We start from the raw sequence: 15,893 nt of genomic DNA, 5'->3' as shown, positions 1-15,893 counted from the left end.
ATGACGCTCCGCTGATGTGCCGATAAAAAACGGCCGCTGCGTTCTGCGCAGCGGCCGTTTTTCTTTGGCGGGTTGCTCAGGCCGTCAGACTGCGAGCAGCAGGAAGATCGCGGGCCGTTTGTGTAGATCCGGCGCGGGCTTCTTCTTCCAGTCGGACACGGCGCGGCTCAGGATCGTCTCGGTCGGCAGCGTGAGATCGGCGGCCACGCAGACGAGCGTCGAAGGCGCGCAGGTCGAGAGCAGGGTGTCGAGCATCGACTTGTTGCGGTACGGCGTCTCGATAAAGATTTGCGTCTGCTTTGCCTTGCGCGAGGTTTGTTCGAGTTCGCGCAGCTTCTTGACACGCTCATTCGCGTCGACCGGCAGGTAGCCGTGGAAGGCGAAGCTCTGGCCGTTCAGGCCCGACGCCATCAGCGCGAGCAGGATCGAGCTGGGCCCGACCAGCGGCACGACCTTGATGCCGCGCTCGTGCGCGCGGCGCACCAGCAGCGCGCCGGGGTCGGCCACGGCGGGGACGCCCGCTTCAGAGACCAGGCCCGTGTCGATGCCGGCCAGCAGTGGGGCGAGCAGTTTGTCGACCGCGCCGGGCGGCGTGTTGACGTTCAGTTCGCTGATCTGGATTTCCTGGATCGGCCGCGTGGTGCCCACGCGCTTGAGAAACGCGCGCGTGGTCTTGGCGTTCTCGCCGATGTAGCTCGCCAGCGTGCCCGCGCGCTCGCGCACCGGCACGGGCAGGACGTAGGCCAGCGCGGCTTCGTCGCCGTCGCCGAGCGTATTGGGGATCAGGTACAGGGTGCCCGTGCTCACGATTGCGCCTCCAGCAGCGGATAGCCCGCGGCCAGCAGCATGCGCGTGAGCGCGATGAGCGGCAGGCCGATCAGGGCGGTGGGGTCATCGGATTCGATGGCTTCGAGCAGCGCGATGCCGAGGCCCTCGGACTTGGCGCTGCCTGCGCAGTCGTAGGGCTCCTCGGCGCGCAGATAGGCATCGAGCGCCGCGTCCGGCAGATCGCGAAAACGCACTTTCGTCACGATATCGACGGTATCCGTCTGGCCACTGGCCGTGTCGAGCAGGCTCAGGGCGCTATGGAACAGCACTTCGCGGCCGCGCATCGATTGAAGCTGTTCGAGCGCGCGCTCGTGCGTGCCCGGCTTGCCGATCTGGCGGCCATCGAAGGTGGCGACCTGGTCGGAGCCGATCACCAGCGTGCGGCCGCTACCGGCGGGCAGGGTGGCGGCGACGGCGCGCGCTTTTTCCTCGGCGAGGCGCAGCGCCGTGGCTTCGGGTGTTTCGCCCGAGTGGGGCGTTTCGTCGATGGCGGGCACGGCGGTGCTGAACGGAATGCGCAGGCGTTCGAGCAGCTCGCGGCGGTAGCGCGAGCTGGACGCGAGGATCAGCGCGGGCTGGCCCGGGCGAATTGGGATTGCGGCAGGCGAAGAATCTGGCAGCATGAGCGGGAATTGAGCTGAATCTGGGCTGAAACACTTTAGGGGTGACGACCGGCGCAGTAGCGGGAAAGCGCCAAAAACAGGGGCGGATTTCGCTGCATACCGTCAAAAAACGGTATGGCTGGAGCCGGTCGCAAAGCCGCTACTGGGCAGGAGCTTAAGTGTTTGACTCACAAAGATAAAGGCGATATGATTTTGGGCTTTTCATCGGTACGCTCACCTCGCACGTCTGCTAGCGCACGGCGAGTGTTGACTTTGACGCAAACGCGCAGCGTAACCGATGCAGTGGGGAATAAGCCGGATCAAGCAGCAACTCGGGCCGTTCATATCAACCGACTTGCATCGCTTGCAGGTCGCATGTCTGAAGCAGGAGAGCTCACATGACCGAACAGCTCAACCCACGCGATATCGATATTTTTGAATTCGCGCGTAGCGCTCGCGATGCCGCCGGCATGGTTCGCATCGCACAGCTGCCGCGCATATTGAATGAAGTTCCGGCCGATGCGCCCGATCGCGACACCGCGTTCACCTGGCAGGCCGAAGGCTTCACGCAGCCGGAATTGCAGGATGACGGCACCCATGCTCCGCAGCCGTATCTGCGGCTCGTGATTCACGGCGGTGCCTGGCTCACGTGTCAGCGGTGCCTCGCTCCCTATGAGCAGGCCTTCAATGCCGATGCGGTCTTCCGTATCGTCCAGACGGAAGAAGAGGCGGACGAGTTTCCGCTCGACGACGATGAAGTCGAAGTGATCGTAGGCTCGCGCCATTTCGATCTCGTCGACTTGATCGAAGAGGAGTTGTTGCTCGCCTTGCCGCTCGTGCCGAAGCACGAAGTCTGTCCGGAAATTCACGAAAGCCTCGCCTCGGGTCCCGATGGCGCGGAAGGCGTGGACTCCGTGGACGACGTGCCGGAGCAGGAGATCGAGACGGAAGAGCGCATCAACCCTTTTGCGGCGCTCGAATCGCTCAAGAAGGACGGCCCAGGCAGCAAGCACTGAGCGTCAATATCTGACGTATCGGGCGGCCGCCAGGGCAGCAGTTTCAGATACGTGGGCCTGAGCCCGGAGTCCGGCCATCCCCCAGGGTGGCGGCGGCCGGATCGGGCTGTGTTAGAATTCGGAAAATTTTCAGGAGTTATCATGGCAGTTCAACAAAACAAGAAGTCGCCGTCGAAGCGCGGCATGCACCGCTCGCACGATTTCCTCACGGGCGCGCCGCTGGCTGTTGAGCCGAGCACGGGTGAAGTGCATCTGCGTCACCACATCAGCCCGAACGGCTACTACCGTGGCAAGAAGGTCGTCAAGACCAAGAACGACTAATCGTTCCAGCGTGCGGCGCACCGGCTCCGGGTTCTCCCGGCAGCTATCTGGCAGCGTCGCACATGGCGATTCCGTTCGCTTGACTATTGTTCGGCTCGGCAAAAAAGGCGGCATTCAACTGCCGCTTTTTTGTGCCTGAAATTCGTCGCATTCCATGACTGTTACGCTCACGATAGATTGCATGGGAGGCGACCACGGCCCGTCAGTGACGGTGCCCGCCGCAGTCCATTTCGTCCGCTCCCACCCCGACGCGCATCTGCAGCTCGTGGGCATCGAGACGGCGATCCGCGCCCAGCTCAAGAAGCTCAAGGCGCAGGACCTCCCCGCACTTTCCGTCGTTCCCGCCACCGAGGTCGTCGAAATGGACGATCCGGTCGAAGTCGCTCTTCGCAAGAAGAAAGACTCGTCCATGCGCGTCGCGCTCAATCGCGTGAAAGAGGGCGAGGCCCAGGCCTGCGTGTCGGCTGGCAACACTGGCGCGCTGATGGCGGTCTCCCGCTACGTCCTCAAGACGTTGCCCGGCATCGAACGCCCGGCCATCGCCTTTGCGCTGCCCAATCCGCGCGGCTATACGACGATGCTCGACCTTGGCGCGAACGTCGATTGCGAACCGCAGCATCTGCTGCAGTTCGCCGAGATGGGCCACGCGCTCGTCGCCGCGCTCGAAGGCAAGGAGCGCCCGACCATCGGGCTCCTGAACATCGGCGAAGAAGTCATCAAGGGCAACGAAACCATCAAGCGCGCCGGCGAACTGCTGCGCGCGAGCACGCTGAATTTCCGCGGCAATGTCGAAGGCAACGACATCTACAAAGGCAGCGTCGACGTGATCGTCTGCGATGGCTTTGTCGGCAATGTCGCGCTCAAGACGTCGGAGGGCCTCGCACAGATGCTCAACGACATGATCAAGGAAGAATTCGGCCGCTCGTGGTTCACGAAGCTGATGGCGATTGCCGCCTTGCCGGTGCTCATGCGCTTCAAGAAGCGCGTCGATCACCGCCAGTACAACGGCGCGGCGCTGCTCGGCCTGAAGAGCCTCGTCATCAAGAGCCACGGCTCCGCTGACGCCTACGCGTTTGAGTGTGCGATCAATCGCGGGTATGATGCCGTCAAAAATGGCGTGCTGGAGCGACTGGCCCGCGCCATGGAAGACAACGCCGGTTCGTTCGAACAGGCGCAGGGCAGCCAGAGCGCTGCCGCGTCGACTCCCGACAGCCCGGCCGCGAGTGCAGCAGGCCCGGCGGCCGACGCCGCCCAGCCCGTCCCGCCCGCCGCGGCATCCACCTCGAAGGCATCATCCTCGAAGGCATAATGGCTCAACCGACTCTCTATTCCCGCGTGCTCGGCACGGGCAGCTTCCTTCCGCCTGAGCGCGTCACCAACCAGGACCTGGCCGAGCGCCTCGCCGCTAAAGGCGTCGAGACGAGCGACGAGTGGATCGTCGCCCGCACGGGCATCCACGCGCGCCATTTCGCGGCGCCGGACGTCACCACGAGCGATCTCGCGCTTGCCGCGTCGCAGCGCGCCATCGCTGCTGCCGACGTCGATCCGCAGTCCATCGACCTGATCATCGTCGCGACCTCGACGCCCGATTTCGTGTTTCCGAGCACCGCCTGCCTGTTGCAGAACAAGCTCGGTATCCGCAATCACGGCGCGGCGTTCGACGTGCAGGCCGTGTGCTCGGGCTTCGCCTACGCCGTTTCGGTGGCCGACAGCCTGATCCGCAGCGGCCAGCACAAGACGGCGCTGGTGGTGGGCGCGGAAACCTTCTCGCGCATCCTCGATTTCAATGACCGCACGACCTGCGTGCTGTTCGGCGACGGCGCCGGCGCCATCGTGATGCAAGCCTCGGAAGAACCGGGCGTGCTCGCGAGCGCCCTGCACGCGGACGGCAGCTACGCGCACATCCTGTGCACGCCGGGCAACGTGAACGGTGGCGTGATCGCGGGCAACGCCTTCCTGCACATGGACGGCCAGGCAGTGTTCAAGCTGGCCGTGAACGTGCTGGAGAAGGTCGCGATCGAGGCGCTCGACAAGGCGCAACTGACGGCCGACCAGATCGACTGGCTGATTCCGCACCAGGCCAACATTCGCATCATGCAGGGCACCTGCCGCAAGCTCGGCCTGCCGGCTGAGCGCATGGTGGTGACGGTGGGCGAACACGGCAACACCTCGGCGGCATCGATTCCGCTCGCTTTCGACGTTGCAGTGCGCGACGGCCGCATCAAGCGCGGCCAGAACGTGCTGATCGAAGGCGTGGGCGGCGGTTTCACCTGGGGCGCCTCCGTCATCCGCTACTGATTTCCGAGCGGGCTTTCGCGCTCCCGCCCGGCAGGCCGCACGCACTCGCTCGACGATCGAGTCGACGACGTGCGCGGCCCGCGGCGGTTTATCCGAGCGCATCGCCCATCCGTTTTGACCGAATTTTGGGGAAGCCATGAAATTCGCATTCGTTTTTCCGGGCCAGGGCTCGCAGGCCGTCGGCATGCTCGACGCCTTCGCCGATAACGCCATCGTGCGCGAGACGGTTCAGGAAGCGTCCGACGCGCTGGGCCAGGACATCGGCAAGCTGATCGCCGAAGGCCCGGCCGAAGAGCTCAATCTCACCACCAACACGCAACCGGTCATGCTGACCGCCGCTTACGCCGTTTATCGCGCGTGGCAGCAGGCAGGCGGCCCGGCGCCCGCGATCGTCGCGGGCCATAGCCTGGGCGAATACACGGCGCTCGTCGCCGCCGGCGTGCTCGCGTTCCGCGACGCAGTGCCGCTCGTGCGCTTCCGCGCCCAGGCCATGCAGAACGCCGTGCCGGTCGGCGAGGGCGGCATGGCTGCCGTGCTCGGCCTGGACGACGACACCGTGCGCGCAGTCTGCGCCGAAGCCGCGGCTGCAAGCGGCGGCGTGGTCGAAGCCGTCAACTTCAACGCGCCGGCGCAAGTCGTGATCGCGGGCCACAAGGCCTCGGTCGAGAAGGCCTGCGAAGTCGCCAAGGCGAAGGGCGCCAAGCGTGCGCTGACGCTGCCGGTGTCGGCGCCGTTCCACTCGTCGCTGCTCAAGCCGGCTTCGGATCAGCTGCGCGACTACCTCGCCAGCGTCACGCTGAATGCGCCGGTCATCCCGGTCGTCAACAACGTGGACGTGGCTTTCGAAACCGATCCGGCGAAGATCCGCGACGCGCTCGTGCGTCAGGCCGCCGGCGCAGTGCGCTGGGTCGAGTGCGTGCAGGCGATCGCCGCGCAAGGCGCGACGCACGTGATCGAGTGCGGCCCGGGCAAGGTGCTCGCAGGCCTCACGAAGCGTATCGACGGCAACCTGGTCGGCGCCTCGGTGCTCGATCCGAAGTCGCTCGAAGAAGCGCTCGCCCTTCTGAGCGCGTAATGCGCGCATAACTCGCAACGGATTCGAAGATGGAAAAGACTCTCGACAATCAAGCCGCGATCGTGACCGGCGCCTCGCGCGGCATCGGCCGTGCGATCGCGCTCGAACTGGCGCGCCAGGGCGCGACGGTGATCGGCACGGCGACCAGCGAAGCGGGCGCGCAGGCCATTACGGCAGCGTTCGAAGAAGCGGGCGTGAAGGGCCGCGGTGCGGTTCTCAACGTCAACGATGCAGCTGCGGCAGAAGCGCTCATCGACGCCACCGTCAAGGAATTTGGCGCACTGGCGATCCTCGTCAACAATGCGGGCATCACGCAGGACAACCTGGCGATGCGCATGAAGGACGACGAGTGGGATTCGGTGATCGACACCAACCTGAAGTCGGTGTTCCGTCTCTCGCGCGCGGTGCTGCGCCCGATGATGAAGGCGCGCACGGGCCGCATCATCAACATCACGTCGGTGGTCGGCTCGTCGGGCAACCCGGGTCAGGCCAACTACGCGGCGGCCAAGGCCGGCGTCGCGGGCATGACGCGCGCGCTCGCACGCGAGATCGGCAGCCGCGGCATCACGGTGAACTGCGTGGCGCCGGGCTTCATCGACACCGACATGACCAAGGATCTGCCGGCCGAGCAACAGGCTGCGCTCAAGCAGCAGATTCCGCTGGGACGTCTGGGCAGCCCGGAAGACATCGCTCACGCGGTGGCGTTCCTGGCTTCGCCGCAGGCGGGCTATATCACGGGCACGACGATGCACGTGAACGGCGGCATGTATATGTCTTAACCGGATTCAGGTACTATCCGCGCCTTGAAGCGTCCGACGAAATGATTCGTTAGGCGTGGGCGCGGGCAGCCGTTCCGGAACCGCGGGCGCACTGCTTTTCTGCCAGGTCAAACCTGATAAAATGCGCGCACTCGCATTCATGAGCTAACTTTTTTCCCTTGGAGGGGTAATGGACAACATCGAACAGCGCGTCAAGAAGATCGTCGCCGAACAACTGGGCGTCGCCGAAGCCGAAATCAAGACCGAAGCTTCGTTCGTGAACGATCTGGGCGCAGACTCGCTCGACACCGTCGAACTGGTGATGGCCCTCGAAGACGAATTCGGCATGGAAATCCCGGATGAGGAAGCCGAGAAGATCACGACGGTCCAGCAAGCGATCGACTACGCTCGCGCGAACGTCAAGGCCTAATCCGCCTTCTTCCTGTCGGGGCCGGGCGCGCGCCATGCGTGTCTTTGGCCCGCGAGGACGCTCGCCCGTGAAACCGCGTACGGCCGCCGCACTCGTTGCGGGGCATCTGCCGGTCAACTAGCCACAGGGCTCACAGGAGCATTTCCTGTGGCCTCTGTGGCTTTTGTTTTTGTCATCTATGGAAAAGGGGTTACCGTGAGCCGCCGTCGAGTTGTTGTTACAGGCCTGGGGCTGATTTCGCCTGTTGGCAATAATGTTGCCGACGGCTGGGCCAATCTGGTCGCCGGGAAGTCGGGCATTGCCAACATCACCAAGTTCGATGCGACGAACTTCTCGACCCGCTTTGCCGGCGAGGTCAAGGGCTTCAACGTCGAAGACTACATGCCCGCGAAAGAAGCGCGCCATATGGATACGTTCATCCATTTCGGCATTGCTGCAGGCATGCAGGCGCTCAAGGACAGCGGCCTCGAAGTCACCGAGGCCAACGCTGAGCGCATCGGCGTGAACGTCGGCTCGGGCATCGGCGGCCTGCCGATGATCGAAGTCACGCAAACCGAATTGCTCAACCGCGGCCCGCGCCGTATTTCGCCGTTCTTCGTGCCGGCGTCGATCATCAACATGATCTCCGGCCACCTGTCGATCAAGTTCGGCCTGAAGGGCCCGAACCTGTCGATGGTCACGGCATGCACGACCGGTCTGCATTGCATCGGCGAAGCGTCGCGCCTGATCGAATACGGCGACTGCGATGTGATGATCGCGGGCGGTGCGGAATCGACCGTGTCGCCGCTGGGTATCGGCGGTTTCGCGGCGGCGCGTGCGCTGTCGCAGCGCAACGACGATCCGGCAACGGCGAGCCGTCCGTGGGACAAGGATCGCGACGGTTTCGTGCTGGGTGAGGGCGCAGGCGTGATGGTGCTCGAAGAGTACGAACACGCGAAGGCGCGCGGCGCGAAGATCTACGCTGAAATCGGCGGCTACGGCATGAGCGGCGATGCTTACCACATGACCGCACCGCTGGAAGATGGCGACGGCGCACGCCGTTGCATGCTGGCGGCGATGAAGAACGCGGGCGTCAATGCCAGCGAAGTGAACTGGCTGAGCGCCCACGGCACCTCCACGCCGCTCGGCGACCTGGCGGAAACCACGGCGATCAAGCGCGCCTTCGGCGACCACGCGAAGAACATCGTCGTGAACTCGACGAAATCGATGACGGGTCACTTGCTTGGTGGCGCAGGCGGTCTGGAGTCGGTGTTCACGGTGCTCGCCGTGCACAACCAGATCTCGCCGCCGACCATCAACATCTTCAACCAGGATCCGGCTTGCGACCTGGACTACTGCGCGAACACCGCGCGGGACATGAAGATCGATGTCGCGCTGAAAAACTCGTTCGGCTTTGGTGGCACGAACGGCACGCTCGTCTTCAAGCGTCACGCTTAAGACGCCAGCGAGTCTGACGTGATCGCCTCGAGCGACACAGCGGCCGTGCCGGCGCAGCAGCTTGCGCCGGCCGGCCGCGACTCTCTTTCTGCTGCGCGGCGCATGCATGCGCCGCGTCCGCCACGTATTGCCTTGCGCCCGTCCTGGGTGCTTCAGGCTCTGCTCCTTGCCGGTATCTTGATTGCCTCGCTGGCGTTCTATACGACGCTTGCGCAGTGGCTCGGCTTGTGGCGGGCGTTGCCGCCCGCGCTCGCATTGGGTGCGGCGGGCGGGCTCGCTTTCACCGCCTGGCGCCGCACGCAGCCGGCTTTCATCGAAATCGGGATCGATCGCCTCGCAGCGTTTTCTCGCTCGGGAAGCTGTCTCGTAGACGGGCGCCCGATTGGCGCAGCCCAGTGGGGCGGGGCCTTGCTTTCGCTCGTGGTCGAGGCGGGCGGCCGCCGCTGCAGCATCCTCATTGCCGCCGATTCGCTCGATGCCGAGTCGTTCCGCCTGCTCGCGGTGGCCGCGCGCAGCGCGTCCGGGCGCTGAAAAGCGCAGCGAACAACGCGAATTTCCTGCGCTTTTTCCTTCCTGTTTCTGTTTGCCTCTTGCGCTTGGGCAGGGCGTCCCCATTTAGTCCAGTTCCACCTCCAGCGGTGTGCTGTAAAGACTGTAACCGCTGTTACGCGCGTAACGTGGTGCCCTGGCGGTGACGCTACAATGAGGCCCCGCGTCCACTTCATGAGCTAACGGACTTTTCAGGTGAGCGAAAAAGAAATTGACCAGGTGCTGGTCGAGCGCGTGCAAAAGGGTGACAAGGCCGCGTTCGAACTGCTGGTCTCCAAGTACCACCGCAAGATCATCCGTCTGATCTCGCGCCTCGTGCGGGACCCCGCCGAGGTCGAGGACGTGGCCCAGGACGCCTTCATCAAGGCGTACCGGGCGCTGCCGCAGTTCCGTGGCGAATCCGCTTTCTATACGTGGTTGTACCGGATTGCGGTCAATACGGCGAAGAACTACCTTGCGACCCAGGGAAGACGCGCCCCCACTTCGACCGAAGCAGATGCAGAAGAAGCTGAAACTTTCTCGGACGCCGATCAACTAAGGGATATCAACACGCCCGAGTCGATGTTGATGAGCAAGCAGATCGCCCAGACGGTCAACGCTGCCATGGCGGTTCTACCGGAAGAACTGCGCACCGCCATTACTCTTCGGGAAATTGAAGGTTTGAGCTACGAGGAAATCGCGGAAATGATGAACTGCCCTATCGGCACCGTCAGGTCGCGAATTTTCCGCGCTCGCGAAGCCATTGCGGCAAAATTGCGTCCGCTGCTGGACACACCGGAAGGCAAGCGCTGGTAAAAAGCCACGTTCGCGCCGGGTACGGACGCAAGTCACTAAAGTGAGTGTGTCACTGCGGGGCTCTGTAAGGAAATGGGGAGCATCATGGGGTCGGTTTCGATGCAATCGGTGTCAAGCTCGCACGGCGAGCGTCTGTCCGCCTTCGTCGACGGCGAATTCGCCAATGAATTCGCGAAGGAAGCGGACACGCAGGCGCATCTGAACGCTATTTTTTCTGGACTCGACGACGAAGACCGCAAGGTCTGGTCGGCGTATCACCTGATCGGCGACGCGCTGCGCTCGGACGACCTGGCGATGAGCCCGGCCGCGAGCCAGTCGTTCATGGCGGGGTTCGCCGCGCGCTTCGAGGCGGAGCCGCACGTGCTGGCGCCTGCCGCCGTGGCAGCGGACACCGTCGCGAGCACGCACAACGGCCGCGTCGCGCGTATCCTGTCGCTGCGTCGTCGTGTGGTGCCGTCGCTGGCGGTGGCCGCTGCGGCCGCCACGTTGACGTGGATCGTCGTGCCGCAAATGCGCGGCGTCGGCATGGCCGGCGGCTCGCAGATCGCGGCGCTGCAACCGGCGGGCGACAATGTCCAGCGCGTGGCCATGAACACCGTGCCCGTGCAGACGGCCGCGGCGGTTCAGGACGGCAATATCATCCGTGACGCGCGTCTGGACGCGTATCTCGAAGCACATCAGCAGTTCGCACAGCAGCCGGTCATGTCGGATTCCATGCCGCTGATCCGATCTGCCGCCCTTACCACGCAAGGCCAGTGAGTCTGATGCAGACATTGCGGTTGAATAACAATACATTCTGGGGGCGGTTGCCGGCATTCCTGTGCTGCGCAGCCGTGATGTTCACCGCTCTGTCTGCCGCCACGCGTGCGCACGCACAAGGCGCGTCGGCGGCTTCCGTGACGGATCCGGCCACGCGCCAGAGCGCCTCGCAGTGGCTCGACCGCATCCAGCAGGCCGCCCAGCAGCAAAACTACATCGGCACCTTTGTCTATCAGCGCGGCAACTTCGTGCAGTCGTCGCGCATCACGCATTACGCGACCAAGGGCGACGGCGAGTTCGAGCAGCTCGAAAGCCTCGACGGCAAGCCGCGCAAGATGTTGCGCCATAACGACGATCTCTACACCTTCGTGCCGGAGCGCAAGCTCTGCGTCGTCGAAAAGCGCCAGAACAAGGACGCCTTCCCGGCGCTGCTCGCCACGAGCGGCGACCAGGTGCTGTCCGTCTACGACCCGAAGATGCTCGGCACTGACCGTGTCGCCGGCATCGACAGTCAGGTCATCGAACTCGATCCCAAGGACGCTTACCGCTTCGCCTACAAGCTGTGGGCGGACGCGAAGACGGGCCTGCTGCTGCGCTCGCAGACGCTCGATCCGTCGAACGGCCAGGTGCTCCAGCAGCTGTCGTTTACGCAGGTGAACATTGGCGTGCCGGTGGACAAGGCGCCGATCGCGGCCGGCATGCGCAATACCGCTGGCTGGACGGTGGTGCGCCCGCCGCTGCAAAGCGTCGATATGGAAGCACAGGGCTGGACTTTCGCGCAGACCGTGCCGGGCTTCGTCAAGATCCGCGAGCTGCGCCGCCCGATGGCCGCGCGCGACGCGAGCGAACCGCCGATCCCGGTCGATCAGGCGGTGTTCTCGGATGGCCTGTCCGCCGTGTCGGTGTTCGTCGAGCCGGTCGAGCACAACAGCCGCAAGGAAGGCGCGGGCAGCAACGGCGCGACGCACGTGCTGGTGAAGCGCAGCGGCGATTACTGGATCACTTTGCTCGGCGAAGTGCCCCAGGCCACGTTGCAGCAATTCGCGTCTGCCATAGAATACAAGGCTCCCAAGTAACTCCTTCGGCCGAATACGATATGACGATCCTCCCGCTGCGCAAATTCTTCGCTGCCGCGGTGGTGGCGGTGTGCCTGCCGTTCGCCCCGCACGTGGCATCGGCCGCGCCTGCCGCCAATTTGCCGGACTTCACCGACCTTGTGGACAAGGTGGGCCCGTCGGTGGTCAATATCCGCACCACCACGCGCGTGTCGCTGTCGCAGAGCGGGAGCCTGCCGCCGGGAATGGACAACGGCGACATGTCGGAATTCTTCCGTCGCTTTTTCGGCATTCCGCTGCCGCAGGGCCCTCAGGGCCAGGCGCCGCAAGGCCGCGGGCAAACGCCGCGCGGCGGGCAGGGCGGTCAGGGTGGCCAGGGCGGTCAGGATTCGGGCCCCGACAGCGGTAGCGACAGCGAACAGAACAGCGGCGTTGGTTCTGGCTTCATCATGACGAGCGACGGCTACGTCATGACCAACGCGCACGTCGTGGACGACGCGGACAGCATCTACGTCACGCTCACCGACAAGCGCGAATTCAAGGCCAAGCTGATCGGCGTTGACGATCGCACCGACGTGGCCGTGGTCAAGATCCAGGCGAACAATCTGCCGGCTGTGAACGTCGGCGATTCGAACAAGGTGCGCGTGGGCGAGTGGGTCGTGGCGATCGGTTCGCCGTTCGGCCTTGAGAACACCGTGACCGCGGGCATCGTGAGCGCCAAGGGCCGCGACACGGGCGACTATCTGCCGTTCATCCAGACCGACGTGGCCGTGAACCCCGGCAACTCAGGCGGCCCGCTCATCAACATGCAGGGCGAGGTCATCGGCATCAACTCGCAGATCTATAGCCGCACGGGCGGCTTCATGGGCATCTCGTTCGCCATTCCGATCGACGAGGCGATGCGCGTGGCGGATCAGCTCAAGACGACCGGCAAGGTCACGCGCGGCCGCATCGCCGTGGCGATTGGCGAAGTCACGAAGGACGTGGCCGATTCGCTCGGTCTGCCCAAGGCGCAGGGCGCGCTGGTATCGAGCGTCGAGCCGGGCGGCCCCGCGGAAAAGGCGGGCATCCAGCCGGGCGATATCATCCTGAAGTTCAACGGCCAGTCCGTGGATACCGCGACCGATTTGCCGCGCATGGTGGGCGACACCAAGCCGGGCACCAAGGCGACCGTGACGGTCTGGCGCAAGGGCCAGACGCGCGACCTGCCGATCACGATTGCGGAGATGCAGGCGGACAAGGGCGCGAAGGCCGACCCGAAGAAGGCGCCGGAGCCGAAGCCGCGTGCGGCGAATGCGCTGGGCCTGTCGGTGACGGACATTCCGGCCGATCAGCTGGCCCAGCTCAAGATCAAGGGCGGCGTGGTGGTCGATTCGGTGGACGGCCCTGCGGCGCGTGCCGGCCTGCAAAAGGGCGACATCATCCTGCGCGTGGGCGACACCGATATCGCCAATGCGAAGCAGTTCCAGGACGTGAGTTCGCATCTGGATCCGCAAAAGATGGTGGCGATTCTCGTGCGTCGTGGCGACAATACGCAGTTCGTGCCGATCCGCCCGCGCGGGCCGGCGCAGAAGTAACCGCAGCAAGTAGAAGCCGCGAGCAGCCGCAAGCAGCCACAAGCATTAGCAAAAAAGCGAGTCAGCACCATGCCCAACACGCCGATGCGTACGTCGACCGGCACTCAGCCTCGCGCGGTGGCGCGCGCGAGCGCGCATCTGGTTCTGTACGGCCGGGCGTGGTGCCATCTGTGCGAAGACATGCGCGAAGCGCTTGAACCGCTGGCAGTGGCCGCGGGCGCGCGTCTCGACGTGATCGATGTCGATTCCGACCCTGAACTCGTCGCGCGGTACGACGAACTCGTGCCGGTGCTGGTGTGCGACGGCATCGAACTCTGCCGCTACCGGCTTGACGAGGCGCGCGTGCGCGCCACGCTGGGCCTGAGCGCGGAAGCACCTTACGTACCGAAAAAGCCGCCGAGCGGAACCTGACGAAGGCTTTCAATCCCTCGTCGGTCCGGCAGCAAGGGGGCGTCCCTGGCACAACACCTGCGTGAGTTCACAGCAGGGTTAGCCCTTGACACCCCTTTTCGGCTAAAATAGTTCGGTTTTTCATCTGTTTACGAGGCGTGCCCAGCTTGTCGTTGGGGCGCGCCTTTTTCGCTTGATCGGTACTGAATGGATCATATTCGTAACTTCTCGATCATTGCGCACATCGACCATGGCAAGTCGACGCTCGCCGATCGCATCATCCAGCTGTGCGGTGGCTTGTCCGACCGCGAAATGGAAGCGCAGGTGCTCGACTCGATGGATCTCGAGCGCGAGCGCGGCATCACGATCAAGGCGCAGACCGCGGCCCTCACGTACAAGGCACGTGACGGCAAGGTCTACAACCTGAACCTGATCGACACGCCGGGCCACGTCGACTTCTCCTACGAAGTCAGCCGCTCGCTGTCGGCGTGCGAAGGCGCGCTGCTCGTCGTCGACGCCAGTCAGGGCGTGGAAGCGCAGACCGTGGCGAACTGCTACACGGCGATCGAACTCGGCGTCGAAGTGGTGCCGGTTCTCAACAAGATCGACCTGCCCGCCGCCAATCCCGAAAACGCCATCGAGGAAATCGAGGACGTGATCGGCATCGACGCGACCGACGCCACGCGCTGCAGCGCGAAGACCGGCCTCGGCGTGGACGACGTGCTCGAATCGATCATCGCCAATGTGCCGCCGCCCAAGGGCGATCCGGACGCGCCGTTGCAGGCGCTGATCATCGACTCGTGGTTCGACAACTACGTCGGCGTGGTCATGCTCGTGCGTATCGTCAACGGCACGCTGCGTCCGAAGGACAAGATCAAGCTGATGGCCACGGGCGCACAGTATCCGGTCGAGCACGTCGGCGTGTTCGCGCCGAAGTCGCGCAACCTGGATTCGCTGTCGGCGGGGCAGGTGGGCTTCATCATCGCGGGCATCAAGGAACTCGCCGCCACCAAGGTGGGCGATACCGTCACGCTCGTGAACCGTCCCGCGCCGGAACCGCTGCCGGGCTTCAAGGAAGTGAAGCCGCAGGTGTTCGCGGGTCTGTATCCGGTCGAAGCGAACCAGTACGACGCACTGCGCGAATCGCTCGAAAAGCTCAAGCTCAACGACGCGTCGCTGCAATACGAACCGGAAGTCTCGCAGGCGCTGGGCTTCGGCTTCCGCTGCGGCTTCCTGGGCCTGCTGCACATGGAAATCGTGCAGGAGCGTCTGGAGCGCGAGTTCGACATGGATCTCATCACCACGGCTCCGACCGTGGTGTACGAAGTCGTGCAGGGCGACGGCACGCTGATCAAGGTCGAGAACCCGGCGAAAATGCCGGAGCCTTCGAGGATCGCCGAGATCCGCGAGCCGATCGTGACCGTGAACCTGTACATGCCGCAGGACTATGTGGGTTCGGTGATCACGCTCTGTACGCAGAAGCGCGGCAGCCAGATCAACATGCAGTACCACGGCCGTCAGGTGCAGCTCACGTACGAAATCCCGATGGCGGAAATCGTGCTCGACTTCTTCGATCGCCTGAAGTCGGTGTCGCGCGGCTATGCGTCGATGGACTACGAGTTCAAGGAATATCGCAACGCGGACGTCGTGAAGGTCGACATGCTGATCAACAGCGAGAAGGTCGATGCGCTGTCCATCATCGTGCACCGTTCGCAGTCGCAGTATCGCGGCCGCGAAGTGGCGGCGAAGATGCGTGAGATCATTCCGCGCCAGATGTACGACGTGGCGATTCAGGCCGCGATCGGCGCGCATATCATCGCGCGTGAGAACATCAAGGCGCTGCGCAAGAACGTGCTGGCCAAGTGTTATGGCGGCGACATCTCGCGTAAGAAGAAGCTCCTCGAGAAGCAGAAGGAAGGCAAGAAACGGATGAAGCAGGTTGGCTCCGTGGAAATTCCGCAGGAAGCCTTCCTCGCGATCCTGCGCGTCGAAGACAAATAAGC

Annotated in this window: 17 protein-coding genes; 15 read left to right on the top strand and 2 right to left on the bottom strand. The window is 64.1% G+C overall.

What is annotated here, in order from left to right:
- Positions 1 to 84: 84 nt before the first annotated feature.
- Both BBA01S_RS15840 and BBA01S_RS15835 read right to left on the bottom strand, forming a co-directional pair.
- Entirely contained in the window at positions 85 to 807 is a 723-nt protein-coding gene (locus tag BBA01S_RS15840; RefSeq protein WP_027817312.1) for an SAM-dependent methyltransferase, read from the bottom strand.
- On the bottom strand, positions 804 to 1,451 hold the full coding sequence (locus BBA01S_RS15835; protein WP_042297316.1) for a Maf-like protein: 648 nt from the start codon (positions 1,449 to 1,451) through the stop codon (positions 804 to 806). Before BBA01S_RS15835 ends, BBA01S_RS15840 begins: the two co-directional genes overlap by 4 nt.
- Positions 1,452 to 1,828: 377 nt before the next feature.
- Between BBA01S_RS15835 and BBA01S_RS15830 the strand changes: the two genes are divergently transcribed.
- The 15 genes from BBA01S_RS15830 (at position 1,829) to lepA (ending at position 15,891) form a co-directional block, all read left to right on the top strand.
- A complete protein-coding gene (locus tag BBA01S_RS15830) occupies positions 1,829 to 2,446 on the top strand; it encodes a DUF177 domain-containing protein (RefSeq protein ID WP_027817310.1) in 618 nt (205 codons plus the stop codon).
- A gap of 141 nt (positions 2,447 to 2,587) precedes the next feature.
- A complete protein-coding gene (gene rpmF / locus BBA01S_RS15825) occupies positions 2,588 to 2,767 on the top strand; it encodes a 50S ribosomal protein L32 (protein WP_018441573.1) in 180 nt (59 codons plus the stop codon).
- 154 nt (positions 2,768 to 2,921) lie between these two features.
- A complete protein-coding gene (gene plsX / locus BBA01S_RS15820; RefSeq protein WP_027817309.1) occupies positions 2,922 to 4,076 on the top strand; it encodes a phosphate acyltransferase PlsX in 1,155 nt (384 codons plus the stop codon).
- Positions 4,076 to 5,065 (top strand): beta-ketoacyl-ACP synthase III, encoded by a 990-nt coding sequence (locus tag BBA01S_RS15815; RefSeq protein WP_027817308.1) that lies wholly within the window; start codon positions 4,076 to 4,078, stop codon positions 5,063 to 5,065. The genes plsX and BBA01S_RS15815 overlap by 1 nt, the downstream gene beginning before the upstream one ends.
- A 136-nt stretch (positions 5,066 to 5,201) precedes the next feature.
- Positions 5,202 to 6,140 carry an ACP S-malonyltransferase gene (gene fabD / locus BBA01S_RS15810; RefSeq protein WP_027817307.1) on the top strand — a complete coding sequence of 313 codons (939 nt, stop codon included), beginning with the start codon at positions 5,202 to 5,204 and terminating at the stop codon, positions 6,138 to 6,140.
- A 29-nt stretch (positions 6,141 to 6,169) separates the two neighbouring features.
- Positions 6,170 to 6,919 carry a 3-oxoacyl-ACP reductase FabG gene (gene fabG / locus BBA01S_RS15805; RefSeq protein WP_027817306.1) on the top strand — a complete coding sequence of 250 codons (750 nt, stop codon included), beginning with the start codon at positions 6,170 to 6,172 and terminating at the stop codon, positions 6,917 to 6,919.
- Between the two features lie 169 nt (positions 6,920 to 7,088).
- Positions 7,089 to 7,328 carry an acyl carrier protein gene (acpP, locus tag BBA01S_RS15800; protein WP_014897657.1) on the top strand — a complete coding sequence of 80 codons (240 nt, stop codon included), beginning with the start codon at positions 7,089 to 7,091 and terminating at the stop codon, positions 7,326 to 7,328.
- A 195-nt stretch (positions 7,329 to 7,523) separates the two neighbouring features.
- The gene (gene fabF / locus BBA01S_RS15795) at positions 7,524 to 8,765 is read left to right on the top strand and encodes a beta-ketoacyl-ACP synthase II (protein ID WP_027817305.1); all 1,242 of its coding nucleotides are present in this window, start codon (positions 7,524 to 7,526) and stop codon (positions 8,763 to 8,765) included.
- Between the two features lie 18 nt (positions 8,766 to 8,783).
- A complete protein-coding gene (locus BBA01S_RS15790) occupies positions 8,784 to 9,296 on the top strand; it encodes a protein YgfX (RefSeq protein WP_052391764.1) in 513 nt (170 codons plus the stop codon).
- A 213-nt stretch (positions 9,297 to 9,509) separates the two neighbouring features.
- On the top strand, positions 9,510 to 10,109 hold the full coding sequence (rpoE, locus tag BBA01S_RS15785; RefSeq protein WP_027817303.1) for an RNA polymerase sigma factor RpoE: 600 nt from the start codon (positions 9,510 to 9,512) through the stop codon (positions 10,107 to 10,109).
- A gap of 84 nt (positions 10,110 to 10,193) precedes the next feature.
- Positions 10,194 to 10,868, top strand: a complete 675-nt coding sequence (locus tag BBA01S_RS15780) for a sigma-E factor negative regulatory protein (protein ID WP_027817302.1) — start codon at positions 10,194 to 10,196, stop codon at positions 10,866 to 10,868.
- A 5-nt stretch (positions 10,869 to 10,873) separates the two neighbouring features.
- Positions 10,874 to 11,944: a MucB/RseB C-terminal domain-containing protein gene (locus tag BBA01S_RS15775; protein ID WP_027817301.1), complete on the top strand. Its 1,071-nt coding sequence runs from the start codon at positions 10,874 to 10,876 to the stop codon at positions 11,942 to 11,944.
- A gap of 20 nt (positions 11,945 to 11,964) precedes the next feature.
- Positions 11,965 to 13,500 (top strand): DegQ family serine endoprotease, encoded by a 1,536-nt coding sequence (locus tag BBA01S_RS15770; RefSeq protein WP_027817300.1) that lies wholly within the window; start codon positions 11,965 to 11,967, stop codon positions 13,498 to 13,500.
- A gap of 84 nt (positions 13,501 to 13,584) precedes the next feature.
- The gene (locus BBA01S_RS41440) at positions 13,585 to 13,911 is read left to right on the top strand and encodes a glutaredoxin family protein (RefSeq protein ID WP_042297394.1); all 327 of its coding nucleotides are present in this window, start codon (positions 13,585 to 13,587) and stop codon (positions 13,909 to 13,911) included.
- Between the two features lie 186 nt (positions 13,912 to 14,097).
- The gene (lepA, locus tag BBA01S_RS15760; protein WP_027817299.1) at positions 14,098 to 15,891 is read left to right on the top strand and encodes a translation elongation factor 4; all 1,794 of its coding nucleotides are present in this window, start codon (positions 14,098 to 14,100) and stop codon (positions 15,889 to 15,891) included.
- The last annotated feature ends 2 nt before the right edge of the window (positions 15,892 to 15,893 follow it).

It is taken from the genome of Paraburkholderia bannensis NBRC 103871, assembly GCF_000685015.1.
GTDB lineage: Bacteria > Pseudomonadota > Gammaproteobacteria > Burkholderiales > Burkholderiaceae > Paraburkholderia > Paraburkholderia bannensis.
This window is presented reverse-complemented; position numbering and strand designations above follow the sequence as displayed.